The organism is Bacillus sp. HMF5848 (assembly GCF_003944835.1).
Lineage (GTDB): Bacteria > Bacillota > Bacilli > Bacillales > HMF5848 > HMF5848.
Genome location: NZ_RWIV01000001.1, coordinates 2,399,421 through 2,423,976, shown reverse-complemented (window position 1 = coordinate 2,423,976; position 24,556 = coordinate 2,399,421). Strand labels below are relative to the sequence as shown.

The 24,556-nt window shown below is 34.9% G+C and carries 23 protein-coding genes, 1 pseudogene and 1 riboswitch; of the genes and pseudogenes, 19 read left to right on the top strand and 5 right to left on the bottom strand.

Annotation, left to right across the window (positions count from 1 at the left end; all coding sequences use genetic code 11):
* Positions 1–524: 524 nt before the first annotated feature.
* From EJF36_RS11690 to EJF36_RS11650, 9 genes are all read left to right on the top strand, one after another.
* Positions 525–1,241 (top strand): response regulator transcription factor, encoded by a 717-nt coding sequence (locus EJF36_RS11690; protein ID WP_125906496.1) that lies wholly within the window; start codon positions 525–527, stop codon positions 1,239–1,241.
* Positions 1,238–3,028, top strand: a complete 1,791-nt coding sequence (locus tag EJF36_RS11685) for an ATP-binding protein (RefSeq protein WP_125906495.1) — start codon at positions 1,238–1,240, stop codon at positions 3,026–3,028. The genes EJF36_RS11690 and EJF36_RS11685 overlap by 4 nt, the downstream gene beginning before the upstream one ends.
* Before the next feature lie 196 nt (positions 3,029–3,224).
* Positions 3,225–3,794 carry a cob(I)yrinic acid a,c-diamide adenosyltransferase gene (locus tag EJF36_RS11680; protein ID WP_125906493.1) on the top strand — a complete coding sequence of 190 codons (570 nt, stop codon included), beginning with the start codon at positions 3,225–3,227 and terminating at the stop codon, positions 3,792–3,794.
* Positions 3,795–3,916: 122 nt separating this feature from the next.
* On the top strand, positions 3,917–4,465 hold the full coding sequence (gene sigX, locus EJF36_RS11675) for an RNA polymerase sigma factor SigX (RefSeq protein WP_125906492.1): 549 nt from the start codon (positions 3,917–3,919) through the stop codon (positions 4,463–4,465).
* Positions 4,443–5,669: a GerMN domain-containing protein gene (locus EJF36_RS11670; RefSeq protein WP_125906491.1), complete on the top strand. Its 1,227-nt coding sequence runs from the start codon at positions 4,443–4,445 to the stop codon at positions 5,667–5,669. Before sigX ends, EJF36_RS11670 begins: the two co-directional genes overlap by 23 nt.
* 402 nt (positions 5,670–6,071) lie before the next feature.
* Positions 6,072–6,863, top strand: coding sequence for a peptidoglycan DD-metalloendopeptidase family protein (locus EJF36_RS11665; RefSeq protein ID WP_125906490.1), 792 nt, complete (start codon positions 6,072–6,074; stop codon positions 6,861–6,863).
* A gap of 95 nt (positions 6,864–6,958) precedes the next feature.
* The gene (locus EJF36_RS11660; protein ID WP_125906489.1) at positions 6,959–7,297 is read left to right on the top strand and encodes an Hsp20 family protein; all 339 of its coding nucleotides are present in this window, start codon (positions 6,959–6,961) and stop codon (positions 7,295–7,297) included.
* 216 nt (positions 7,298–7,513) lie between these two features.
* Complete coding sequence (locus tag EJF36_RS11655; RefSeq protein WP_125906488.1) at positions 7,514–8,326, top strand: histidinol-phosphatase; 813 nt, start codon at positions 7,514–7,516, stop codon at positions 8,324–8,326.
* Between the two features lie 358 nt (positions 8,327–8,684).
* Positions 8,685–9,272, top strand: a complete 588-nt coding sequence (locus EJF36_RS11650; RefSeq protein ID WP_125906486.1) for a hypothetical protein — start codon at positions 8,685–8,687, stop codon at positions 9,270–9,272.
* A 194-nt stretch (positions 9,273–9,466) separates the two neighbouring features.
* Here the strand turns inward: EJF36_RS11650 and serA are convergent, their stop codons facing one another.
* Complete coding sequence (gene serA / locus EJF36_RS11645) at positions 9,467–11,041, bottom strand: phosphoglycerate dehydrogenase (protein ID WP_125906485.1); 1,575 nt, start codon at positions 11,039–11,041, stop codon at positions 9,467–9,469.
* A 182-nt stretch (positions 11,042–11,223) separates the two neighbouring features.
* Positions 11,224–11,357: riboswitch (FMN riboswitch) on the top strand.
* 162 nt (positions 11,358–11,519) lie between these two features.
* Here serA and EJF36_RS11640 point away from each other — a divergent pair.
* Entirely contained in the window at positions 11,520–12,095 is a 576-nt protein-coding gene (locus EJF36_RS11640; RefSeq protein WP_125906484.1) for an ECF transporter S component, read from the top strand.
* Between the two features lie 88 nt (positions 12,096–12,183).
* Here the strand turns inward: EJF36_RS11640 and EJF36_RS11635 are convergent, their stop codons facing one another.
* Positions 12,184–12,432, bottom strand: a complete 249-nt coding sequence (locus EJF36_RS11635) for a 4Fe-4S domain-containing protein (RefSeq protein ID WP_125906483.1) — start codon at positions 12,430–12,432, stop codon at positions 12,184–12,186.
* Between the two features lie 403 nt (positions 12,433–12,835).
* Between EJF36_RS11635 and EJF36_RS11630 the strand changes: the two genes are divergently transcribed.
* The 5 genes from EJF36_RS11630 (at position 12,836) to EJF36_RS11610 (ending at position 17,544) form a co-directional block, all read left to right on the top strand.
* Positions 12,836–13,930: a YpbB family protein gene (locus EJF36_RS11630; protein WP_125906482.1), complete on the top strand. Its 1,095-nt coding sequence runs from the start codon at positions 12,836–12,838 to the stop codon at positions 13,928–13,930.
* Positions 13,881–15,407: a RecQ family ATP-dependent DNA helicase gene (locus EJF36_RS11625; protein ID WP_395940631.1), complete on the top strand. Its 1,527-nt coding sequence runs from the start codon at positions 13,881–13,883 to the stop codon at positions 15,405–15,407. Before EJF36_RS11630 ends, EJF36_RS11625 begins: the two co-directional genes overlap by 50 nt.
* A complete protein-coding gene (locus tag EJF36_RS11620) occupies positions 15,364–16,053 on the top strand; it encodes a CPBP family intramembrane glutamic endopeptidase (protein ID WP_260471886.1) in 690 nt (229 codons plus the stop codon). Before EJF36_RS11625 ends, EJF36_RS11620 begins: the two co-directional genes overlap by 44 nt.
* Positions 16,046–16,708 carry a LysM peptidoglycan-binding domain-containing protein gene (locus EJF36_RS11615; protein WP_125906480.1) on the top strand — a complete coding sequence of 221 codons (663 nt, stop codon included), beginning with the start codon at positions 16,046–16,048 and terminating at the stop codon, positions 16,706–16,708. Before EJF36_RS11620 ends, EJF36_RS11615 begins: the two co-directional genes overlap by 8 nt.
* A 383-nt stretch (positions 16,709–17,091) precedes the next feature.
* Positions 17,092–17,544 (top strand): DUF2663 family protein, encoded by a 453-nt coding sequence (locus tag EJF36_RS11610; protein WP_125906479.1) that lies wholly within the window; start codon positions 17,092–17,094, stop codon positions 17,542–17,544.
* A gap of 124 nt (positions 17,545–17,668) precedes the next feature.
* On the opposite strand, the pseudogene EJF36_RS11605 reads toward EJF36_RS11610, so the two are convergent.
* Positions 17,669–18,028, bottom strand: a pseudogene (locus EJF36_RS11605) (manganese catalase family protein); the annotation flags it as partial.
* 56 nt (positions 18,029–18,084) lie between these two features.
* Between EJF36_RS11605 and EJF36_RS11600 the strand changes: the two are divergent.
* The 3 genes from EJF36_RS11600 to EJF36_RS11590 all read left to right on the top strand — a co-directional run bounded on the left by EJF36_RS11600 (position 18,085) and on the right by EJF36_RS11590 (position 21,529).
* The gene (locus EJF36_RS11600) at positions 18,085–19,650 is read left to right on the top strand and encodes a recombinase family protein (RefSeq protein WP_260471885.1); all 1,566 of its coding nucleotides are present in this window, start codon (positions 18,085–18,087) and stop codon (positions 19,648–19,650) included.
* A gap of 69 nt (positions 19,651–19,719) precedes the next feature.
* The gene (locus EJF36_RS11595) at positions 19,720–20,607 is read left to right on the top strand and encodes a hypothetical protein (protein ID WP_125906478.1); all 888 of its coding nucleotides are present in this window, start codon (positions 19,720–19,722) and stop codon (positions 20,605–20,607) included.
* 175 nt (positions 20,608–20,782) lie between these two features.
* Positions 20,783–21,529 carry a PmeII family type II restriction endonuclease gene (locus EJF36_RS11590; RefSeq protein ID WP_125906477.1) on the top strand — a complete coding sequence of 249 codons (747 nt, stop codon included), beginning with the start codon at positions 20,783–20,785 and terminating at the stop codon, positions 21,527–21,529.
* A 92-nt stretch (positions 21,530–21,621) separates the two neighbouring features.
* Here EJF36_RS11590 and dcm read toward each other — a convergent pair whose 3' ends face one another.
* The gene (dcm, locus tag EJF36_RS11585; protein ID WP_260471884.1) at positions 21,622–22,962 is read right to left on the bottom strand and encodes a DNA (cytosine-5-)-methyltransferase; all 1,341 of its coding nucleotides are present in this window, start codon (positions 22,960–22,962) and stop codon (positions 21,622–21,624) included.
* A gap of 202 nt (positions 22,963–23,164) precedes the next feature.
* Here dcm and EJF36_RS11580 point away from each other — a divergent pair, with 202 nt between their 5' ends.
* Positions 23,165–23,944, top strand: coding sequence for an HNH endonuclease (locus EJF36_RS11580; protein ID WP_125906476.1), 780 nt, complete (start codon positions 23,165–23,167; stop codon positions 23,942–23,944).
* Between the two features lie 43 nt (positions 23,945–23,987).
* On the opposite strand, the gene EJF36_RS11575 is transcribed toward EJF36_RS11580, so the two are convergent.
* Positions 23,988–24,230, bottom strand: a complete 243-nt coding sequence (locus EJF36_RS11575; protein WP_125906475.1) for a DUF2059 domain-containing protein — start codon at positions 24,228–24,230, stop codon at positions 23,988–23,990.
* Positions 24,231–24,556: the final 326 nt, after the last annotated feature.

The window sequence follows — 24,556 nt, the reverse complement described above, 5'->3', positions numbered from 1 at the left end:
CAAGTTGATATTACTTAGTGCTTTGGGATAACCTTTTGCTTTTTTACGGTGTTTTATTTTAAAAAACTTATTTCAGAAGTACTAATCAATTAGAAGGTGCGAGGAAAACTGAGCAGGCTCGCTAGTTGGCAGACTAAGAAAATTAAGAATTAATATCAATACAAACATTTAAGGAAGCAATAATAAGGAAGCGCTAGTTTTATCAATTCTAAATAAGGTATTATATATTTATCTTAACTTCTTGTGTTATTGAATACTCTATTTTAAGATAGTTTACCTTTACGTTAGAATAGGTTTTAGTGTTTTTACGTAAAAAACTAATTACGAAGCGTTAATAAAAGAGTGTGTTTGTTTGTAAAATTAAAATATCTCTTTTCTTAACTAAGTCAATTTGATAAATTAATAATAATAGATATATAAATAACACAAAGTCTTAATTTAGGACTACTTCAATAAAAGTAACTTATAGCTGGACTTAGGACTTTAACAAATAAACTGAGATTAACCCGAAGGAGGGAACTGCTATGCAAACTGATCAAAAAATCTTAGTAGTAGACGATGAAGAACGAATTCGCCGATTATTGAAAATGTATTTAGAAAGAGAAGATTATGTTATTGATGAAGCTGATAATGGTATTACAGCGCTTGATATGGCACTTCAAAATGAATATGATTTAATTGTTCTTGACCTTATGATGCCTGGTAAGGATGGCATTGAGGTATGTAAAGAAATTCGTGAAAAGAAAGCTACGCCGATTATTATGCTTACTGCGAAAGGTGAAGAAGTAAACCGTGTTCAAGGATTCGAAGTAGGTACAGATGATTACATCGTAAAGCCGTTTAGCCCAAGAGAGGTTGTTTTACGAGTGAAAGCGCTATTAAGACGCTCATCACCCACTTCATATTTACAAACAGAACCAACTACAAAAGATTTAATTGTCTTTCCGCATTTAACAATAGATAATGATGCACATCGTGTATCAGCTGATGGTAAGGAAGTAAGCTTGACACCTAAGGAATATGAGCTACTGTACTTTTTAGCGAAAGCACCAGACAAAGTGTTTGATCGTGAACAGTTATTAAAAGAAGTGTGGCATTATGAGTTCTTTGGGGATTTAAGAACGGTTGATACACATGTAAAGAGATTACGTGAAAAATTAAATAGAGTGTCTGAAGAAGCTGCTAAAATGATTGTAACAGTTTGGGGAGTGGGGTATAAGTTCGAGGTAGTCAATGAATGATGTTTTGGAGAAGTGTTGTTGGTAAACTGTGGTTTACCATTTTATTATTAGTTTCATTCGTATTGTTTATTTTAACAATATTATTGTTAGAGTTTTTTGAAAATTATCATGTTAATGAAGCAGAGGGACACTTAACAGATGTAGCAGCAAATATTTCAGTAGTTATGCAGGAATACAAAGATATCGGATTAGCTCGTGATATATCTTGGGAACTTATAGATGATGTAACAAAAGCAATCATCATTTTAGACAATGAGCATTGGTACTCTCCCTACATTGAGAGTTTAAGTGACATTCCTATGTCATTTATTAATGAGGATGTTGATTTATCACGAGTTCTTGATGACCACACGCAAGTAATAAAACGAAGTTATTTGCCCGATTCATTACAAGCCGATAGCTTATATAATGAAATTATTATTGTAGGAGTACCAATTGAGTTGCCTAATTATGGCAAGGGTGCTGTATTCGTGTATCAGCCTTTAAATGTAGTTGAGCGTACTACGAAGCAAACAACCAAATTTATCTTACTGGCAGCAGGGATTGCTATTGTGTTGACGACAATTTTTGCCTTTTTCTTGTCAACGCGAATTACAGCCCCACTTAGGAAAATGCGTGAGGCGGCCTTTGAAGTTGCTAGAGGTAAATTTGATACGAAGGTTCCGATATTAACACATGACGAAATCGGTGAACTTGCGGTGGCTTTTAATCAGATGGGCCGTCAGCTAAAGTTTCATATTAACGCATTGAACCAAGAGAAAGAGCAGCTCTCAAGTATTTTAAGTAGTATGGCCGATGGTGTTATTACTTTTAGTCGCGATGGCACTATTTTAGTTACAAACCCACCTGCCGAAAGTTTTTTACAAGCTTGGAGTTATCAAAATGAACAAGGATCTGAGCAATTACCGCCTTCATTAAATGAGTTGTTTTTTAAGGCTGTCTCTTTAGAGTCTGAACAAATTACAGAGATAACTATTCAAAATAATAGCTGGGTAATTCTCATGAGCCCTCTTTATAATAAAACATACATACGCGGTGCTGTTGCTGTATTACGTGATATGACTGAAGAGAGAAAGCTTGATAAATTACGTAAAGACTTTATCGCTAACGTGTCACATGAGTTACGTACACCGATATCTATGCTACAAGGCTATTCTGAAGCGATTGTTGATGATATCGCAAGTACAGATGAAGAAAAGAAGGAGATTGCTAAAGTAATTTACGATGAAGCACTTCGAATGGGTAGACTTGTAAATGATCTCCTTGATTTAGCTCGGATGGAAGCGGGACATATTGAGTTAATCTATGATGATGTTGATATAGAGTCCTTTGTTAACCGAGTAATTCGAAAATTCCAGGGGCTTGCAAAAGAAAAAGACATACAATTGTCTGCTAACCTTCAATCATCATCTCGTAGCTGGAACTTTGACCCTGATCGAATTGAGCAGGTGTTAACTAATCTGATTGACAATGCCATTAGACACACTTTTGATGGTGGGGAAGTTGTTATTACGGTAGATGACAAAAATGATAATTTGACTATAAAAATTGAGGATTCTGGCTCGGGAATTCCAGCTGAAGACCTTCCTTTCGTATTTGAGCGTTTTTATAAAGCAGATAAAGCAAGGACCCGTCAAGGAAAAGGTGGGACAGGTCTTGGACTAGCAATTGCAAGAAATATAGTTGAAACGCATGAAGGACGTATAACTGTTACTAGTAAGGTGGGAAAAGGTACAACTTTTTCTTTCTCGCTACCTCGAAAAATGATGTATCCTGAAGTGTATTGACGAAAATTATTGTTCCATGCGAAACAAAATCGAAGCTGACAGATTTATGTTACTTTCATTACTAAAACAATCGTACAATGATAATGACAAAATCATATGCTAATATGTACGGACTAAAAAAATGATAACTCAATACTGATTTGGTTATTGTTCGCATGTTATTGAGTCCAAGTCATTTTTTCAGGGGGGAATTTTGTTGAAGCTATACACAAAAACAGGTGATAAAGGTAAAACAAGTATTGTTGGTGGTCGTGTAGATAAAGACCACCTTCGAGTTAATGCTTACGGAACAATAGATGAAGTGAATTCTTATATCGGCTTAGCTATGGCATATGTTGAGGAAGAAGACTTGAAGGATGTTTATCAAGAGTTGCAAAAAATTCAACATGAGTTATTCGACTGTGGTGGAGATTTAGCTTTTGTTGGAGATAAATATCCGTATAAAGTTAACGCACAGATGGTTCAATTTTTAGAAGAGCGTATTGATGCTTATATATCGGAAGCTCCTCCACTTGAAAAATTTATTTTACCAGGGGGATCTAAAGCGTCAAGCACTATTCATGTCGCTCGTACAATTGCGAGGCGTGCCGAAAGACAAATAGTTACGCTTAATAGAGAGCAAGCAATAAATGAGCACGTATTAGTTTATATGAATCGGTTATCGGATTATTTATTCGCTGTTGCTCGCATCATAAATGCAAGGCTGCAAGTAAAAGATGTTGAATATGAACGCAGTGCTATTGTATTTCGTACAAAAGATAAATAGATATGGAGTGAAATGGGAGAAAAGGAAAAACATTCTTCCATTTTTTTTCGTTTCATACTATAGTTAATATGTAACTTTTCTCGACAACAGTCCGACTATATTAATGAAACGGGGGAGAAGTAGTGGACTCCGTCTTTGAAGAACTATACGAGAAATATCATCAAGATGTTTTTCAGTTTTTATTTTATATGGTAAAGAATAAAGAACAGGCAGAAGATCTTGTTCAAGAAGTGTATATAAAAGTGTTGCGTGCTTATGACAGTTTTGAAGGAAAAAGTAGTGAAAAAACGTGGCTTTTTTCTATTGCTCGTCACGTAGCTATAGATTCTTTTCGTAAACATAAAAATTGGAAGCAACGAATTATTGAGTCATTCGATTGGTCGAAGCAACAAGTAGCCGATGCTGCTCCTCTTCCGGAAGAAATTGCTGTGCAACATGAAGAAATACAACAATTGTACCAATGTCTTGATTTATGTACAGTTGATCAGCGAATGGTGATTATCCTTCGCTATATTCAATCGTTATCAATTGCTGAAACAGCGGAGACACTCGGCTGGACAGAAAGTAAAGTAAAAACAACACAACACCGTGCGCTAAAAGTGTTAAAAAAGCACATGGAAGATATTGCAGAGAAGGAGGGTGTGACGAGTGAAAAAAGCAGGTTGGGATGACGATAGAATTGAGAGTCTGTTGCGTTCAATGCCCTCCATTCAAGAAACACGTTCTAAAGAGGCTGTGTACGCCAGCATTCAAGAGAAAATAAAACAAGAACAAAAACAGCAAAAGCAACCTCAAAAGAAAGCACCTACTTGGTTAGTTCCAGGATTTGCGACACTCGCGGCCGCTTTTCTGTTAATAATATTACTTCCGGTGTTATTTCAAAATCAGCCATTCGACAATCTTTCTCTTATGCAGGCTGATTCAAGTAAAGAAGAAAGTACAGCGATGGATGAGGGGACTATGGAAGAAAAAATTGCTATTCAAGAGATTGCACCTAGCGAAAATGCTCTTCAAAATCCCGAAGCAAGTGACCGTGCTCTAACCTTCATGGCACCTGAACCGTCCTCACATCTTGTGACTGCAGAGCAATATGCTAATAGCACTCTGTTAACATTTGGTGTTGCTGATGATATGGGTCAAAATATTGTTCCTATTAGTGTTCTCGTACCACAGGATGGTAGAAATGAAATAGAGTTATTATCTGAAATAAAGGACACTTTACCCATTGAACGCTTAGGGTTAGGAGTATATCCTTTACAGCCTTATATTATAGCTGAAAAAGATGACACCACTGTTCAGGTTGATGTACAACCTGGTGAGATTATCGGCACATCAACGCCTGAATTAATTTTTATGAAATCACTAGAGGAAACGTTCCGATGGTTAGATTATACGAAAGTTGAATTTACTACGGATGGTCAGCCAGGTATTGAATTTGCACAATTTGGACCCATGTTGGAAAAAAGCATAGAATTGACAATGGACCAAGCATATTTTCTGTATAAGAAGGGTGAAGAATACCCTACATTTTTAGTGCCGTATGCAGACGTCCCATTTGTAAATATTGAAGAAGCTATTACAAGAATGAATGATCCTGTAGATACTCATATGTTATTGTCTGCTATTCCTGACGGAGTAACTATTACATCTGTAGTTTCTCAAGACCAGGAAGTTGTCATTGAATTTAGTAAAGATAGTACACTTGTGAATAATGATGAATATGTTTATTTTATCGAAGCTGTGTTACTAACTGCAAAGGATTTTGGATATACCAATGTAAGTTTTAACGGTATAGACAATTTCCAAATAGGACCATATGACTTAACAAAACCAATACCTGTGCCTATTGCACCGAATCTTGTGAATCTTGATTAACTTTATTTTAGCTGTCTGTGTTATTAAACACAGGCAGTTTTTTTAGTCTAAAACATAATAATCAGCAATATATAAAATTTAAATAAGTTGACTGTTAAATCGAGCGAATCACAATATATTTCTAGTTTTTTAGTCGATATAGGGTTACTGAAAATCAAAGTCAGTATATACCTTATATTTAAATTCATACTTTGTAATTAAAATGTAATAAAATGGTAAAATAATTATAGTAAATAATTACAATACCGTATTTTTCAGAGTTCGCATAGGCTGTTTCTTGTAATAATTTTAATAATTCCTCGCATACTAATTTTTGTGTTTGTTTCCAACCTATCTACTTCTGTTCTAAACTTGTCTACAAATTCATAAATAAAAAGTGAAACATATTAAGGAGGAATTATAATGCTATATACATATATAAGGAATATAAGTTGCATCCTCATCTTAGGGTTCGTAATTTTTCACAGTCACGTATTTATAAATAAAGTAGAGGCGGCTTCAAATGAGGAAGTAGAAGTAGAGGTGAATTGGCTTTGGCCTGTCTATGGTAAGATAACAGATTCCTTTGGAACAAGAGGCGGAAATCATAAAGGAATTGATATTGCAGCTCCAATGGGTACACCTATAAGAGCAGTTGCAGCTGGGACAGTCTTCAAATCTTATTATTCGGGAACTTATGGACATGTTGTATTCGTGCGTCATGAAAATGGGATGGAATCAGTTTATGCACATCTTAAAAAGCGTTATGTTTCGCGAAATGATAAAGTTGAGCAAGGTCAAGTGGTAGGAACGTTAGGTAATTCAGGACGTTCGTCTGGACCACATCTTCATTTTGAATTACATAAAGGTGAATGGAACTACGCAAAAGAGCACGCTATCGATCCTGTAGTATTGTTACGTTTAGATAGATTAGAAGCCATGTCAAAAGAATGGCAACCGGCTACTTATTCGGCAGGTGTAGTAGCAGGAAATTCGGAAGTAATTAGCGTAGGAAATCAAAAGCCGACAAAGATTATTGTTCAGAAACACGATACTTTATCAGAGCTTGCAGTTAAATATGACGTATCTATTCAAGAAATTATGGAGTGGAATTCGTTACAATCTGCTCATTTAATTCGTGCTGGCCAAATTTTATATTTTTACCCAAGTGAACAGACAACGACTGTCAGTAAGGTTATTAAAAACACGTATTAAAAATATGAATATTCAGCAAATATCCCTCTCATTATTTAAAGAAAAGTGTATAATGAAAATAAGAAGAAAAAATTTTATAGTAAAGGGGAGATGTTATGAAGAAAGGCCAAGGTAAAAAAGAGTCAAGGTTGGAACGGGCGGTGAAAAACATGTTTCAGGCCAATTCATATTCATCTTCTAGTAATGGCTATTCCCATTCTGTACAGCACTTGCCTGAGAATATATTAATTGAGATGAAATTGCCTGGTATTAAAAAGGAACACTTAAGTTACGAATATGTTAACGGTAATTTGCGTATACAGATTGACCAGCGGGATGGCCCATTAGTCACAGAGACAATATTTGTCGGAGACAATATTGATGAGAGCAATATACAAGCTACTTTTCTAGAAGGTGTTCTATCTTTAACGTTGAAAAAACTTGATGGCCAATAGTGGCTATTTTTTTTACCGATTTCCGAACGAAAAATCCCATTTAAGGTTGGGATAATGTGTGGTATACCAATATGCGTTAAAGATTGCATTGTCTTTGTGTAATTGTTCTTATAAGGCTAGCAAACGATTTTTTATTTAAACGAAGTGACAAGATGTTGTCTTATTATAACTGATAACATAATGTTTGTGTTGGTAAATAGAAAAGGGGATGGATCAATGTTAACTGATTATCATAACCATTTAGAAAATGGCACTTTAACCTTACCGTGGTTAAAGGAATTTACGAATGCCGCCGAGCAGAAAGGTATTCAAGAATTTGGCATTTCAGAGCATGCTTATCATTTCTATCAAACGAGTGATATTTTGCAAAATGGATGGGTTAATAAAAGACGGTATTACGACATGAAGGATTATGTTCAACTGTTCCGTGAGGCATGGAATGCAAATATACCTATAAAAATGTCTATAGAGATGGATTATACACCAGGTAAGCATAAAGAGATGGAGTCGTTTATTAAATCGTATGATTTCGATTATGTAATAGGTTCTATACATTGGGTTGATGATTTTGGAATCGACTTGATGGAGTATAAAGGCGAATGGGACAAGCGAGACATTTATGATACATACACTAAATATTATGACCAAGTGATTACGTTAGCTGAGTCTGACTTGTTTGATATTATCGGTCATATAGATTTAGTTAAAATATTTAAATATATACCCGAAAATGAGGATTTTTTATTGTCACAGTATGATCGGGCTACAACTGCTTTAGCTAACTCAAAAACATGTGTAGAAATAAGCACTGCTGGGATAAGAAAACCAATAGGTAGAATTTATCCAGATGAGAGATTACTAGAGATGTGCTTTAAAAAAGGTATTCCCATCGTGTTAAGCTCTGATGCCCATTTCCCTCGTGACGTTGGTGCGAACTTTGATGAAGCAGTGGCACTAGCTAAGAAGGTTGGTTACAAAACTGTCATGACTTTTAAAAAAGGAGAACGTAAGGAAGTGGAATTAGGATAGTGATGTAACTATTATTCAGCTTAAACACCAATTAATGGCAAACCAGGATACTTTGTGGTTTGTCATTTTTTAGCGTTGAAGTATTAGTTTTTTAACCTACATTAGTGTCTAGCTCCAGCGCCTAGCCCCTCGAGGACTTAAGCCGTCCCTCTTTCGGTTGAAAATTCTTCCTACGGGTGGCATTTTAAGCTGGTCAGGGCTGAGCAAGGCGCTCTTGTGCTTTACTAATAACAATAACAAGTGTTGGAACAATGACTTCTCATTATTCTAATATTATAATATCTGTAGGAAATTGCTAAATGGGGTCATAATTATTAGTAATCTTCAAGATACAATATTTTTTGTGTTTGTTATTCTTATGGCTATTATTACTTTTTATGAAGGTTTTAGAATTCAACTTTATAAGGGTGTTGTTGAGGATTCAAAGCTTGTCTATATAATAGGCCTGTTTATATCATTATTACAGCCACTTAGTGGATATAACAGTATGGAAGAACTGGTTTGGATGTATAGTATTTTTCTAATACTCTTTTGCATTGCATTAATATTGAATCGATATATTGGTGGTGTGAGAATTACAATTTATGATGCTACAAAAAAATCCCTCTTCTCATTAATAAGGTCAGAGTTAGCTACCTTGTCAATTCAATATGAAGAGAAGAATGGCGTAGATTCGGAAGAGCGGGTTTACCTTTTAAAGGATGTTCACGCTAAAGCAGTAGTTCGTTGGACTAAGGAAGGTGAAGGGTCTGATAAACTAACATTGATTCTGAAGCGTTGGTGGAAATTATATGAAGGTGATGAGTTTAAGCTAAGAGTCATAGACCATTACCGAATAGAAAGAAGTAAGAATAATCAAGTTTTTTGGCGTCCAATTATTCTTCATTTTCTCTTTGGTTTAGGAATACTTATTTTCTTTATAAGTATTTACCTGCGAGGTTATTAGTTATAAATAGGAGAGTGATAGTGATAACAGGAAGATTTTTTGGGGGCTTTAATTCCAAGGGGACAATGATCTAAATCAACTATCATCCGTATTAATTGTGCAATGGCTGTTTATTTTGGTACAAGTATTGAGAATATAGATATGAAAACCGACATATCAAACGCGGTTAGAAGACGGTGACATGTCGGTTTCTTTTATATTTCGATTTTGCTCATGGATACTATATCATCAATGGTGGACAACTTATGCATCATATCGTCTGATAATGGTTTATCAAACGAAAGCATCATAATCGCTTCACCGCCAGCAGCTTTACGGCCAACTTGCATAGTAGCAATGTTTACATTATGTTCTCCGAGAATGTTACCAACTTTTCCAATTACACCTGGTTTGTCAGTATGTTGGATATACAGTAAGTTTCCTTCTGGCAAGAAATCAATATCAAACCCGTTAAGCTCCACTACACGAGGACCAAAATGTGGTATATGAGTTGCGTTAATAGTGAATGAAAGGTTTTCTCCTAAGGCAGTAACGGATAATAAGTTTGCATAACCTTGTGTGTCTGTTGTTACTCTTTCACCATATGATATTCCTCGATCTTTGGCAATCACAGCTGCATTAACGTCATTGACCCCAACATCAACTCTTTGTGCTAAAAATCCAGCTAACAAACTACGAGATATATATGTTGTATCTAAGTCTGATACTTGACCGGCATATGTCATACTGATTTCAGTTACAGGAACCTTCATACATTGCGATAAAATTGTTCCCATTTTTCTAGCGAGCTCGTAATAAGGTCTTATTTGATCAAATACATCTTTTGAAAGAGATGGTAGGTTTATAGATGATGAAACAAGTTGACCATTAACAAATTTTTTAACTTCTTCTGCTACTTGAGCTGCAACATTTAACTGTGCCTCTTTCGTTGATGCACCTAAGTGTGGTGTAGTAATCACTTGATCAAATTGCAGTAATCGCTCATTAGTTGGTGGTTCTGATTCGAATACATCGAGTGCAGCACCCGCAATATGTCCGTTTTCTAAATAGGTTATGAGAGCCTGTTCATCAACAATGCCTCCACGTGCGCAGTTAATAATATATACTCCTTTTTTAGTTTTGGGGAGAGTATCGTATCCTAATATGCCTTGAGTATCTTTCGTAAGAGGTGTATGTACAGTGATGATGTCAGAGTTGCCTAACAATTCCTCTAGTGAGCAAGAAAGCACACCAAGCTTCTCAGCTCTTGCTTTTGTTAAAAATGGATCAAAAACATAGAGTTTCATACCAAAAGCACGGGCCCGTTTTGATAGTTCAGATCCTATACGACCAAAACCAATAATTCCTAGAGTCTTACGGTATAACTCAGTACCTACAAACAAATTTCGTTGCCACTCTTTTGACTTTACAGACACATTTGCTTGCGGAATGTGTCGCATTAGCGCTGCCATCATAGCAAATGTGTGTTCAGTAGTGGAAATTGTATTACCATCAGGAGCATTTATAACAATAATTCCGTTTTTGGTCGCAGTGTCTACATCGATATTGTCAACTCCAACGCCTGCTCTTGCGATAATTTTTAAATTTGTCATTTGTTTCATTAGTTCTGCGGTCACAGTCGTTGCACTTCTTACAAGAATCCCATCAAAGCTAGCAAGTTCAGATGCAACATCGTTAACCTTGGCTTGCACAACCTCAATAGCGTCATCTTCTAGTAAAGGCCTTAATCCGTCGTTACTAATTGAATCGGCAACCAAAACTTTAAACATACATGCCCTCCTCGTAATACGTAAAATTTTCCTAAATTTCTGATAAATTAACACGTTACAAAACATATGTCAATAGATTTACTAATTATTTCACAATTGTAAACGCTTTATCTATTATAAGGATCTCTTTACTTTCCAAACCATTGATTTTTATTTATAATAATTGTGATGAAATGAATATGATCTATCTTCGGGCAGGGTGAAATTCCCGACCGGCGGTGACAAAGCAATTGAACTTTGTAAGCCCGCGAGCCGCAAGGCAGGATCTGGTGAGATTCCAGAGCCGACAGTAAAGTCTGGATGGGAGAAGATGAAGGTAAAACGTTATTTTCGTAAAATTTTCGAGAAGAGACGTTTATTTGTCTATGTTCGTAAAAAACAGCCCTCGTTTTTAAAGGCTGTTTTATTTGTGTTTTATAGGACATTTACCTTTCCTCTAATTCTAAGATGGGTCAAAAAAATATGAGGAGGTCATTTCATGCAAACAAAAAAACTTGTTCTAATCGCAGTATTATCAAGTGTGGCATTTTTATTAATGATGATAAACATGCCATTACCATTTTTGCCAGCATTTTTAAAGATTGATGGAAGTGAGTTACCAGCATTAATTGCTGCTATCATGCTTGGACCTGTTGCAGGAGTAAGTGTAGAAGCATTGAAAAACCTGTTGCATTTTATTATGTTTGGTAGCCCAACTGGAATTCCGATTGACCAAGTGGCAAATTTCTTAGCAGGTACATTTTTTATCGTTCCGACTTATTTTGTTTTTAAGAAGATAAATTCTGTAAAAGGGTTAATACTTGGTTTAGCTGTTGGGTCGGTAAGTATGGCTATCGTTATGAGTATTCTAAATTATTATGCCATTTTACCGTTGTATACGGCTTTATTAAACATGCCGACGATGTCTGGTGAAGAAATAAGAGCTTTAATTGTTGCTGGAATAATACCATTCAACCTAATAAAAGGCTTGGCAGTGAGTGTTTTATTTGTATTAATTTACCCTAAATTATCATCTGTCATGAGAAAAAGTAGTTATGTTGATGAAGCCGCATAATAAAAAATAAAAAAAGAACACATTATGTGTTCTTTTTTTATATGTACACTTCAGCATCACCCTAAATCTGCTGAAGTTGGATAAACTTCTATTCGAATTTTAATGCGTCACCGTCAAATGATTCATCAGCCACTTTAATTGAATCAGTTGGACAGCCTTCAAATGCGTCCATCATGTCATCTATTAGAACATCTGGAATTTCAACAATTCCTTGGTTGTCGTCCAATGTTACGAATGCAATGCCATCATCATCATAATCGTAAATGTCTGGAGCAGCAGCACCACAAGCACCACATGCAATGCACGTTTCTTTGTCAACAATTGTATATTTTGCCATGAAGAATACCTCCCAAAAGTATAATATTATTTGAATGCTTCTCATTCTACTTATTTCTTTGAATGGAAACGTTCTCCTCATGCCTATTGTAAAACTGTTTCGCAAACATTTCAATAAAAAAGTATCTTGAGAATTGTTATCACAATAAGATAGAGTTCTTTCAAAGGAATAGTATATGAGATGAAGAAGTTTTGATACAATAAAGAAGTAGTAAATTAAAATTAGAGGAAAATCCCAGCTTCAGGCGCTAGGCAAGCTACAAGCTCACGTGAATCGTACACTGTCAACTTGGACGACTCAGTGGCGGCAAGTGTCGTGCTTTTTATTTGCCTTAGCCCATAAGCCTTTACATGGATTAGAAGGTCTGAGGTGCATTGCACTTTTCTTAAAAAGGTGATGAAACATGAGAAATGAATTGCTACGTTTAATTTTATTACAATGCTTCTCAGCATTTCGTGGTGAAAGAAGTACTGCGGCGACTTATCATTTATTAACAGGGAAAAAATCGAGTCAAACAATACAAGACGCTTCTTTATATAAAATATCAAAGTATTTTGGCGTGTTTCCATCTTTATCAAGACCTATTTTTGATGAATATATTCAATCATTAGAAAAAAAGCAATTTATTGTAGAAACTGAAGACAACACTTTCATTCTTACTAATATGGGTAATCATGTCTTGCAAAGTCATAAAAGTGAGTTTGTGCAAATAGAACACATAAATGGCTTGGATTACTCTAAATACGAGTTGCCATTTTGGAAAAAGATTACATTGTTGATTCAAGTTATTTCATATGCTAATCATAAAGTTAAACAATATATTCCGCTATATGATGAGGTTGAAATTCTACAGTGGGTAAAAGGGTTTGTTCAACTTTACCCGTCTAGATCAAAGCTTGCGAAAGACCTGCACAGGGAATTGCAATCCTGCTTATATAAAGTAAGTAATACGCAAGCAACAATATTTACGTATAGACTTACAGGTCATCATCGAGTAGGGTTAACATTTACTCAACTTGCATCTGAGTTTAAATATGATCTAACAACTGTTGAATTAGTATTTAAAAACGTTCTTCATAGTATAATACAAACAGTAATTACTAATAAAGACGAGCATCCCATTCTGTCTTCATTAGTGGAAAAAGACAATGAACAAGCACCTTTGACGAAAAGTGCTCAAGTAACATTTGACTTGTTAACTAAAGGATTAGACTATCATGATATTGCCCGTGTTAGGAATTTAAAGATACCTACTATTGAAGATCATATTGTTGAAATTGCACAACACGTTAATGGTTTTTGTATTGATCCGTATATTTCTAAAGATCGACAAAATTACATACGTGAAACACTCGCACATTGTAAGACCCGTAAATTAAGAATTATTAAGCAAGCCTTAGATATTGAAGCAACATATTTTGAAATTAGGTTAGTGTTAGCAAAGAGTGGTGAAAATATTGAATCTAGAAAAAACACTGCAATCTCACTTCGGTCTTAGTTCTTTTAGGCCTTTACAACGTGAGATTATTGAGGCTGTTATGCACGAGAAAGATGTATTAGCAATGTTACCAACCGGAGCAGGGAAAAGCTTATGCTACCAATTACCAACATATTTAAAACAGGGTAGTACATTAATTGTGTCTCCACTTGTTTCATTAATGGAGGATCAAGTACAACAGCTCCGAATGATTGGTGAAAAACATGTGATTGCATTTAATAGTTTTTTAAGCTACAGGGACAAGCGGATTGCTACTCATCAGCTTTCGAATTATAAATTTATTTTTGCTTCACCAGAAATGCTACAAAATTCATTTTTCATTAATGCGTTACAGCAGCTAAACATTACGCTATTCGTTGTAGATGAGGCGCATTGTATTTCGCAATGGGGGCATGATTTTCGACCGGATTACTTGAGACTAGGTGAGGTAAGACAACAGCTAGGGGAGCCGACGTGTCTTGCGTTAACAGCTAGTGCGACACCGCGTGTATTAGATGATATTAAAGAAAGACTTTGTTTGCATAATCCATCTTCGTTCTACACAAATATTGATCGTCCAAATATCGCGATGCTAGTTGAAAAAGTAGACTCACTTGACGATAAAATAACTAAGGCTTTGTCATACTGTCGTGTTTTAGAAGGGCCTGGAATTATATATTTTTCTAGCCGAAGCTGGTGTGAGCGATTCACCGCTTTACTTGAAAAAGATAAATCAGTTGCTTTTTATCATGCAGGGATGGAGCATAGTGAACGAAAGCTAGTACAACAACAGTTCATTAATAATCAGCTCGATGTAATATGTGCAACAAGTGCATTTGGCATGGGTGTTAATAAGAACAACGTTCGTTATGTAATTCATTTTCATTATCCGTATCAACTTGAATCATATTTACAGGAAATCGGAAGAGCTGGTCGAGATGGAGAGCCTAGTGTAGCTATTACACTTATTACAAAAGGTGATGAGCAATTAGCATCTTCATTAATTCATCAAGACTTACCGAACGAAAACCAATTATTAGCAGTTTTGTCCGAGATAAATGGTAATGCATCTTCCCAGTTAACAAAAGAACGGGAACGTATCTATCAAATACAGTTTCAGTTAAGTGAGACCGGATGGAGATTTATACGTTATCATCTCCGAGAGCAGCATGTAGTTGATGAAAACGATATAATACAGCTATTTGAGCTTGATGAGTTATATCAATATTTAGTAAATCAAATTATTGCAAGGCAAAAAGATAAACAATATAAGCTTCAAGCGATGCATGAGTGGTTATTTAATTCTTCAGAGTGTAGACGTGCCCAACTAGTGGCATATTTTCAAGGAGAGCTCCAATCCAAGCCAAAGTATTGTTGTGATACTTGTCAACCTATTCCACTAGATGAGTTTAGTAGTCCATCAAATCAAAAGCCTGAATGGGGTAATTGGCTTGATGAGCTTAAAGCATTACTTTTACATGGACATGTCGAAGCTTGAAAGTAAGGGGTTTGCTTTTAGAATACGAAAGAGAAGTGTACGTATGGTTTCTAAACAAGAAGAAATAGTAAAACAGTTAACAGAGAAGCAATTGTTATTTCATTTGTACATGACTCAACTCTTATTAATGATACTCGCATTAATAATTGGATTTATATTATTTGATTCATGGGGAGAATTTACACAGCTATGGGACCTCAAAGATGTTAAAATAATAACATGGGGTGCAAGCTTTGCTTTTTTTGTCATTATTATCGATTTATTCATTATGAAGTTTGTACCCAAACACTTATACGATGATGGTGGCATTAATGAGAAAATGTTTCGCCGTCTACCATACGGTCATATTTTAATTGTTACAATGATTATATCAGTAACTGAGGAAATATTGTTCCGTGGTGTTCTACAAGTACATTCAGGTATTTGGATAGCGAGTCTTATATTTGCGTTAGCACATATTCGTTATTTGCGTAAATGGCTTCTACTTATAACCGTTGTTGTTTTAAGTTTTATGTTAGGTGTTATGTTCGAGGTAACGAACAATATAATAATTACTATTTTTGCTCATTTTTTAATAGATTTGTTTTTTGCATCGAAAATTCGTTTTGATTATTTGCAGTCTCGTAGGGGTGAAAAATATGAGTGATAAGGATCAAGCTGAACGTTTACGTGAGCGAGTGGAATTAGTTAAGGGTGCTGAACAAACAACAGAGTTACCTCCCAGAGCGGATATTCACAAAAAAAAGGAAAATAATAAAAAAGTTAAATTGAAGGTGAAATACCCAATTATTCGTTTACTATTATTATTTTTTATTCTATTACCAATATCTATTCTTGCGATTAAGTACTATAGTAGTGAGCAGAATGTGAAAACTGTAAATGAGCCACAGTTGCAGTCCGACAATGTCTATGAGGCTGTTAACATTGATGACAAACGTGATCCTAAAAGTGAACCAGATAAGGAAGAAGCGGCAACACCGGATGTCGAATCTCAAGATGAAAAAACAGCTTCAGAAGAAGTTGGACAAAAGATTGAGACAGAAGTGAGTCAAGAAGAAGAGGAAAGTACTGATAATATTACTTCGAATCAAGGATCTGAGAATACGGAAGCTCCAGCAGAAAACACGGTAAAAAAGACGGATATTGTTTATCATACGGTACAACCTAAGGAAACACTATTTAGTATCTCAATGAAATATTTTAATAGTAAGGAAGGCATTGAAATAATTCAAGAAAACAATAATCTTAAGAGCAATGAGATATATGTAGGACAACGTTTAACAATTCCTCTCAATAAATAGTAAAAAGTAGTTCGATATTAATCGAGCTACTTTTTTTATTCTTTGGCTCTGTTAAAGGTGAATGTTGACTTTTACACTTTGTTGATTGTAGCGTAATGCGCTCGACTCCTGCGGGATGTAGTGGCAGGCGTAAGACCCCACAGGCGCATGCGCCGAGGAGGCTTACGGCCACCCCGCGGAAAGCGAGCGCAATGTAGCGAAAATCAACACCAAAGTATAACAGACATACATGTAAATAAATTGGCACATAAATCAATGAAATAAAAGTTATCCACAATTATTTCAGGGTAGAGCCTATTCTTTAAAATAATATCTATGTGGTCTTTTTTTGTGGACAAGTTCATATAGTTAAAAGAGATTGTCATTAAAAAGGAGAGGTATATGTGGAGCATCAATATGTTTTTGAGGAGGCGCCAAATCCAATTGTTGATGTCATGCTTCAAAAGGTAGTGAAAAACAAGAAAAAGTTTGACAAATATGAACTTACATATGATATTTTACGAATATGTTCGCTAGTCAGTTTAGGCCTTTACGTACTATATATTTTAATATTTATTGTCTTACCACATCATTCATTTTCAGGAATGATTTCAGCATATCTTAATATTTCATATCAAGTATATGCTTTGATGGTAATCATAGCTTTGTTTTCTACTATGAAACTATATGAGAAAAAAAAGGATAAAGCAGAAAAAGAATTTCATGCCCTGCGCTGTGAGATTATTCAAAAAGGCCCTGATCTGTGGGCAACGATTGCAGAGTGGGAAAAACGATATACGTTATTTAAGAAAATTAAAGATGATTATGACATCAATTTATTCCATGAAAATAAATAGGGCCTTGGCAATTAGCCAAGGCGTATCGTTATAACGGAAAAATTTTCAGGCACTAGGATGGTTATGACTAATAAAAAATTATCATAGGGGTAGGCATCTTAACTAAAATCAACAACTGCACCGATTAAAATATACGTTTTTTATTTTGTTCCGCTTTAAGTATTTCAACTGCTTCACGGAAGCGTTGAGAGTGTATAACTTCCCGCTCGCGTAAAAAACGTAATCCGTCATTAAGGTCTGGATCATCGCTCATATTAATGATCCACTGGTATGTGGCTCTTGCTTTTTCCTCTGCGGCAATATCCTCATATAAATCAGCAATCGGATCTCCTTTTGCTTGGATGTAAGTAGCCGTAAAAGGCGCCCCTGCAGCATTATGATAAAACAGTGCACTATCATGGTTAACGTAGTGTGGGTCAAGACCTGCTTGCTTAAGTTGTTCTGGTGTCGCGTCTTTTGTAAGTTTATAGATTGAAACCAATATGCAACCATGTTAAACTATTGATACATAAGCATTTAGGCAGACAGGAGAGGACAAACATGGAGAATTTATCAATGGCTAAAATAAAGAAAGTGGCTATATACAGCAGGAAGTCCAGACCTGATGAAACTGAGGATACCATCAAAAGACAGTTAGCTTTTCTTGTAGATAAATGTGTAGAAAATAACTGGGAATTTGAGGTCTTTCAAGAAATAGGCTCATCTCAGAGTATTGATGAAAAGGTCAGACCTGAGCTTAATAAAATGTTAGACAAGGTACAGAGGTATGAGTTTGATGCTGTAGTAGTTACAGATCAAGACAGACTTTCAAGAAATACAGTAGGCTTTTCACAAATTAAAGAAATCCTTACTAACTATGGAGTACAGGTAGTTACCTCATCTAAAATATATGACTATGCTACTCAAGAAGATGACTTAATGTCAGATATGCAGTCTATTGTAGCAAAGCAGGAATACTTAAACATTAAGAAAAGACTGGTAAGGGGAAAAAGGCAGTCTGCTAAGGAAGGAAACTGGGTAGGAGGTAAGACTCCTGTTGGTTACAGCTATGACCATAAATCAAAGAAGTTAGTGCCAGATGAAAATGCACCAGTAATTAAAAGAATCTTTACTCTTTACTTATCAGGTCATACATCTACTGAGATAGAAAGGATGTTTGACTTAGAGGGTATTTTAACTCCATCAGGAACAAAGTGGAATAAGGCAAGAATCTCTGTAATATTGGCTAATCCAGTTTATAAAGGTACTGTTATTTATGGTAAGACAAAAGTATCTAAGACTAGTATGAAACCATCAGGCTCTCCTAGACAGGACAAAACAGAGGAGTCTGACCAGATTATCTTTGAAGATGCACATGAGCCTATTGTATCTCCTGAGGATTGGGATGCAGTAAAGGACATTAGAGAAAGCAGGAACTCTAAGCCTCCAAGTGCTAGGATTGGAAAGGTGATATTTACAGGCTTGATAAAGTGCAGTCTTTGTGGCAGGACTCACAGTTTCCAGAGAAGGAAAGGAAAAGAGCTGAGAATTACATCATGTCAGACCAGACATTACAATGATGATGGAGAGACTTATACTACTTGTAAAAACAAGGGAGTCAGGTTAGACCTCTTTGAGACAGTTTTCTTTGCTCAGTTTTCTCAGTATGTTGATGCTCTTGAGGAGTATCTGGATGATATTAAGAACAACATGAAAGAGGACAAATCTAATCCTGCTGATGAAAAGGTAGCACTTAAAAACAACCTTAAAAGGATTGAATCAAGCATTAAGAAAGTACAGCAGGGCTTTATCATGGAGATATTTACTGAGGAAGAGGCTCAGAAACAGATTAAGCAGTTAAAAGCTCAGAGAGAGCATACAGAGGCTCAGTTAAAGAGATTAGAGAGTAAGTCTAATGATGAGAAGTTAAATGAGCTACAAGCAGTATTGGATAGGTTAAAGAGCATTCTGATGGGGACAGCAGATTTAGAAACCAAAGAAATAAACCATTTACTTTCTAGCCTTATTGACCACATTGAATATAAAAGAGTGGGAGATCATAAGGCAGAAATTGAAATGAAAATACATTATAAAGGTCAATCTGAGGAGCAGGAGCAAACAGCCTAAGCTCCTCTTTTTTTTTATTAAAAAGGTAGGAGCATAATGGTATAATTTTCATCAGGGGAGGACTTGGGAATGAAAAGACTTTTATCATTTAAAGAACATTTTATAATTTGGATATTTGTAATCTTCCTATCTGTTTCATTACTTCTTATTCAACATTTAACAGGAGGGCTTACAGAGCAATTCTGGTTATCTTTTATACCTAGTACAATTATAGATAGTGTGTTTATTCTTATTGCCTCATATTTAATAGCTTATCTATTGCAAAGAAATGAAAAAAGAAAATTAAAAGAGAAAGTATATAAGATGTTAGGTACAAGATATGAGTCTATGGTTATGAATATTGTAAAGGACTTTATTGCTTACATAACAAAAGAGCCAACAAAGGTTGCTAAAGATGTTTCTAATATGAAAGACATCAAACAGCAATTGGAAAATATAAAAAACAATACTAATGACTATGTGAGAGAAGACTTTCTAAGGAAAGGTATCAGAAGTTTAATAATAGACAACAGTATAAATACTGGAAATATTTTTGATAGTTTTAAAGAGGTTGAATTATCAGTTCAACAGTACACCAATTATTTTAAAGAAAGACACTCTAAAGAAATTGATGCATTTATAAGTAAATATATTTCTGTTATTCCTGATGATTTAAGGGAAAGAATTTTTAAAGTTGAAGATACCTTACAAGGAAACCTTTTTTTAACAGGTAGAGAACATGGCTTAACTATTGATTTATCTAGGGCAACATTTGATCCTGAACAAATAGCAACATCCTTAGGGGAGTTTGGGGAAGATATACATTTGTTGCTTACATATTTTGAGGATATTAAAGATGAAAATGAACCAAAAGAGTCCAAAGGTTGGTTAAGGAAACTAGATGATGAAAAATTAATTATGGGGATACTTTATGTATTGCTTTCAATTGTAGTTGTGGGTTTGCTTTTTTATACATGACATGAATAAGAATGTTAAATATATATTGGTAAAATTATAATAAGACAAGCTCCCTATTTTTCTATGGTTAGTATTGGCTAGGAAAAACAGGAATTTAATGGTAAGATTATCCTAGCCACACTTGCACATACTAATAATATTGACTGTGGCTAATAAGCAGAGGGGAGGAAAACAGATGACTCAAAAACTGAGTAAGGAAGAATTGGACAGGATTATCATTAAAGCAAAAGCATTTTTTAAGGATGAAATTGTCCCTAGTCATATCGCTAACACAAAGAAGTTAACAAGATTGAAAGAGTTTAATCTTAATCCTTTTTTAGATAAGTATAAAGCGAGCTTTCTGACTGGGAATGATGACCCTGAGTCAGTAGCAAAAGCCTTAATTTATCCAAGGGTTCTAGGTACATCTATTAACACTACCTTTGGAAATAAGCTACAAAAATTTTGTAGTGAGGTACTTGAGGGCTTTGCATCCACAACCTCAGGAATTGATATTGAGTTTATTGACAAGATTGATGGTAGGAGGAAATACTGTCAGATCAAGGCAGGGCCAAATACAATCAATAAAGATGATGTAGCAACAATTAAAGGTCATTTTTCAGGGGTTAAAAACCTTGCAAGGACTAATAACCTCAATATCAGTCTTACAGACTTAATGGTTGGTGTGTTTTATGGTACTCCTGAGGAATTAAGTGGGCATTATAAGACAATTAATCAAGAATTCCCTGTTATTGTTGGACAAGAATTCTGGCACAGATTGACTGGGGAGATTGATTTCTATCAGAAGATTACAGATGCAATTGGTGATGTAGCATCAGAGATTGATGGCTCTGAATTAATTGAGCAAGTAATCAAAACTCTGGCTAAAGAGATTGCTAAAGAGTGGAATTATGACCCTAAAATAGTAAAAGAAGTTTGGTAATAAAAGAGGAGGATGCAGTTATTTTGCATCCCCCTTTTTTGATATTATTTAGTCATTATGTTTTTAACCAGGAATCCAGATCAGCTACAACTTTAGTTAACCTGATTTAATACATTAACAATTGAAAGTCCAATGGCTTTAGCCATATTTACTGGGACAGCATTTCCAATTTGTTTATATGCATTATTAACTGAACAGTCAAATTCCCAATCATCAGGGAAACTTTGAATTCTAGCATATTCTCTTACTGTAAATGGTCTAGTTTCATCTGGATGGCATCTTTCAGTCTGTTTTTGAGCAGGAGAGCAGGTTAGTGTTAAAGAAGGTTCATCCCATGATAACCTCCTTGCCATACCTGTTCTGCCTCCTCCTGAGTAATAGCTTTTTCCCATGAAATCTCTAGCTATATCATCCGGTAAGTCTCTCCAGTATCCTCCAGGAGGCACAAGGTCTAAGACTTTCTTTTTAGACTCAGGATACTTTGCTCCTGATGATTCTGGAACATCTTTTAGTATATCTTTCAGAGTAAGCTGATAACCATAAGGCTCAGGTAAATGATATTCAAGGTTATAGTCATTAACAAGATCATTTCTAATCCCTATAATAACTATCCTTTCTCTTTTCTGAGCTACATCATAGTCTAATGCCTTTAAGACTTTCCATTTAACTGTATAGCCAATATCAGAAAAGACTTTAAGCATTAAGGATAATGTTTTCCCATCATCATGATTTACTAAGCCTCTGACATTTTCAGCTAAGAAAGTTTTAGGCAATAGCTGTTTTAAGATTTGAGCATAATGATAAAACAGTGTACCTCTTGCATCAGATAATCCCATTTTCTTTCCTGCATAACTAAATGCCTGACATGGATAACCACCTGATAACAAGTCCAACTCCCCAATAGGAATATCAACAAAGTCTTTAATCCCTTGTTCAGCTACTTCTACAATGTCTTTTTCTATTACATTCCAGTTAGGTCTGTTCTTTCTCAGAGTCTGGCAGGCATACTTGTCTAATTCTACAAGACCTTTTGACTCAAATCCTGCCTCTTCAAGACCAAGTCCAAGACCACCTGCTCCTGCAAATAGCTCTACACAGGTATAGCTCTTATTTGCTTTAATACCTTTGACATCTACAAAGGTATCTCCCTCAAAGTCAGCTACATTAATCTCTTTTTCCTGAGTCTGATCTGAAATACTATTATATGTATCATCTAGAAAAGATATTTGCTCAGGCTCAATAATCTCATCAAATTTTGCATCTAATACCTCACATAGTTTCATAGCATTAGATTTAATAGGATTAAAGTTAGGGGAGAGTAGCATGGAGAGTTGATTCTTACTAATGCCTAACTGTTCTGCTAAATCTTTTTGAGTGTTAATTCCATTTTCTTTCATAAGCAATCTGACTTTATCTTTGCTTATTGTATACAAATTTATACCCTCCCTTAAGTTAAAATAATATTTAACTTTTATAGGGTTATTATGAATGAATGTGATGATGTAGTCAACAAAATAAGACAATCTTTGTCAAAAAAATTATAAATTAGATATTTGTTGGAATAGTGAAATGCTACCTTTAAAATAAAACTAGTATATTATTTTCAAGTTAAATAAAGAAAAGGGAGAGAGAATTATGGAGAGGAAAAAAAGGTTTTTAAACTGGTTAGAGGAAAATACAAAACTTTCAGCTAATACACTTGGGAAATACACCAGTGCAATTAATACAATATCAAAAGAGTTTAATCAAGAGGGATTGTTAGAAGGTAACATATATAATCTTACTGATCCAGAAAGTATTGAAAACATTATAACTAAATACTTAACTATCCCTAAATTCCTCAGTAAAGATACAAAAGGAAATAGAATGTACAGTAATGCTTTAAAGTATTATAAAAAGTATACAGAGTCTGAAAAAAACACCTTCTTACTGCTGAGTGAGATAGAGCAATATAAAATAGCTTATAAAAAGGAAATCAGAGAAAAGGGTGAGGACTCTAAAGGAAGAATCATAATTTCTGATATGCCTAGGGATAGACCACACTATAAAGCAATTAATAATGATAAAGTTTGGATTAGAAACCCTAAAATTGCAAGTGATACAATTGCAATTGCAAATAATTTATGTGAGTTTGACAGATCTCATCAATATTTCACTTCTAAATTTAGCAAGGAAAACTATGTTGAGGCACACCATTTAATACCTATGAAATATCAAGAGAAATTTAATAATAGCTTAGATGTTTATTCAAATGTTGTTTCCCTTTGTCTGGTCTGTCATAAAAAGCTACATTTTGGTTTATTTAAGGACAAACAAGAAATCCTTGATAAGTTATACAACCAAAGGATAAATAGACTAAATGAAAGTGGTATAGCTATTGATATTGCTGATCTGTATAGCTTATACCAAGACTGAACTAAATTGGTTAAAGTTACATAATTAACTGTGTGGCTATCTTTCACCAAAATTTGTTTAGGTTTTTATAATAGTCATATTTTTTATTTTTTCTTAATGTATGTACAAGGGCAGCAATAGTTGATTCAGTTCTTCCAACTGTGGCAGCTACACTTTTACGCCCATCAGATTCATAAAATTTGCAGATATACTCTAATTCTGAAAGAGTATAGTGTTTTCCATGATTAGGATGTAAATCAGGATGATACTTAGCTCTACCATTATTATCATATTCAATATTATTCATAATGCACCCCTTGAATAGATTATCATAAATTATTGGGGTATGTAATACTGTTTGCTTAGCAAAAATTTCTTTAAGAAGGCCTATTCCTCCTGATCTACATTTATAGGAATAAAAAATTTAAGGGTCTAATTTTATGTACCCCCTCAGATAATACAGTTATAGACATTACAAAGAATGGAGGTGTCTTGTAGCTCTTAATTCCTCCAATTTGTAAATTTTAGGATTTTATATGTAGACTGCATACCTTGGTTGATATTTTAGGGTGTGACCCCCCTGTCAGGGCATCTCTACTCTCTGTTTGGCAGTATGTAGAGGTTTTATGTCTT

Bases quoted from the DNA above. Each gene is read 5' to 3' on its own strand.
- EJF36_RS11690 (WP_125906496.1), top strand. From the start codon at position 525: ATGCAAACTGATCAAAAAATCTTAGTAGTAGACGATGAAGAACGAATT.
- EJF36_RS11685 (WP_125906495.1), top strand. From the start codon at position 1,238: ATGATGTTTTGGAGAAGTGTTGTTGGTAAACTGTGGTTTACCATTTTA.
- EJF36_RS11665 (WP_125906490.1), top strand. From the start codon at position 6,072: ATGCTATATACATATATAAGGAATATAAGTTGCATCCTCATCTTAGGG.
- EJF36_RS11660 (WP_125906489.1), top strand. From the start codon at position 6,959: ATGAAGAAAGGCCAAGGTAAAAAAGAGTCAAGGTTGGAACGGGCGGTG.
- EJF36_RS11655 (WP_125906488.1), top strand. From the start codon at position 7,514: ATGTTAACTGATTATCATAACCATTTAGAAAATGGCACTTTAACCTTA.
- EJF36_RS11650 (WP_125906486.1), top strand. From the start codon at position 8,685: ATGGCTATTATTACTTTTTATGAAGGTTTTAGAATTCAACTTTATAAG.
- serA (WP_125906485.1), bottom strand. From the start codon at position 11,041: ATGTTTAAAGTTTTGGTTGCCGATTCAATTAGTAACGACGGATTAAGG.
- EJF36_RS11640 (WP_125906484.1), top strand. From the start codon at position 11,520: ATGCAAACAAAAAAACTTGTTCTAATCGCAGTATTATCAAGTGTGGCA.
- EJF36_RS11635 (WP_125906483.1), bottom strand. From the start codon at position 12,432: ATGGCAAAATATACAATTGTTGACAAAGAAACGTGCATTGCATGTGGT.
- EJF36_RS11630 (WP_125906482.1), top strand. From the start codon at position 12,836: ATGAGAAATGAATTGCTACGTTTAATTTTATTACAATGCTTCTCAGCA.
- EJF36_RS11620 (WP_260471886.1), top strand. From the start codon at position 15,364: ATGAGCTTAAAGCATTACTTTTACATGGACATGTCGAAGCTTGAAAGT.
- EJF36_RS11615 (WP_125906480.1), top strand. From the start codon at position 16,046: ATGAGTGATAAGGATCAAGCTGAACGTTTACGTGAGCGAGTGGAATTA.
- EJF36_RS11600 (WP_260471885.1), top strand. From the start codon at position 18,085: ATGGAGAATTTATCAATGGCTAAAATAAAGAAAGTGGCTATATACAGC.
- EJF36_RS11595 (WP_125906478.1), top strand. From the start codon at position 19,720: ATGAAAAGACTTTTATCATTTAAAGAACATTTTATAATTTGGATATTT.
- EJF36_RS11590 (WP_125906477.1), top strand. From the start codon at position 20,783: ATGACTCAAAAACTGAGTAAGGAAGAATTGGACAGGATTATCATTAAA.
- EJF36_RS11580 (WP_125906476.1), top strand. From the start codon at position 23,165: ATGGAGAGGAAAAAAAGGTTTTTAAACTGGTTAGAGGAAAATACAAAA.
- EJF36_RS11575 (WP_125906475.1), bottom strand. From the start codon at position 24,230: ATGAATAATATTGAATATGATAATAATGGTAGAGCTAAGTATCATCCT.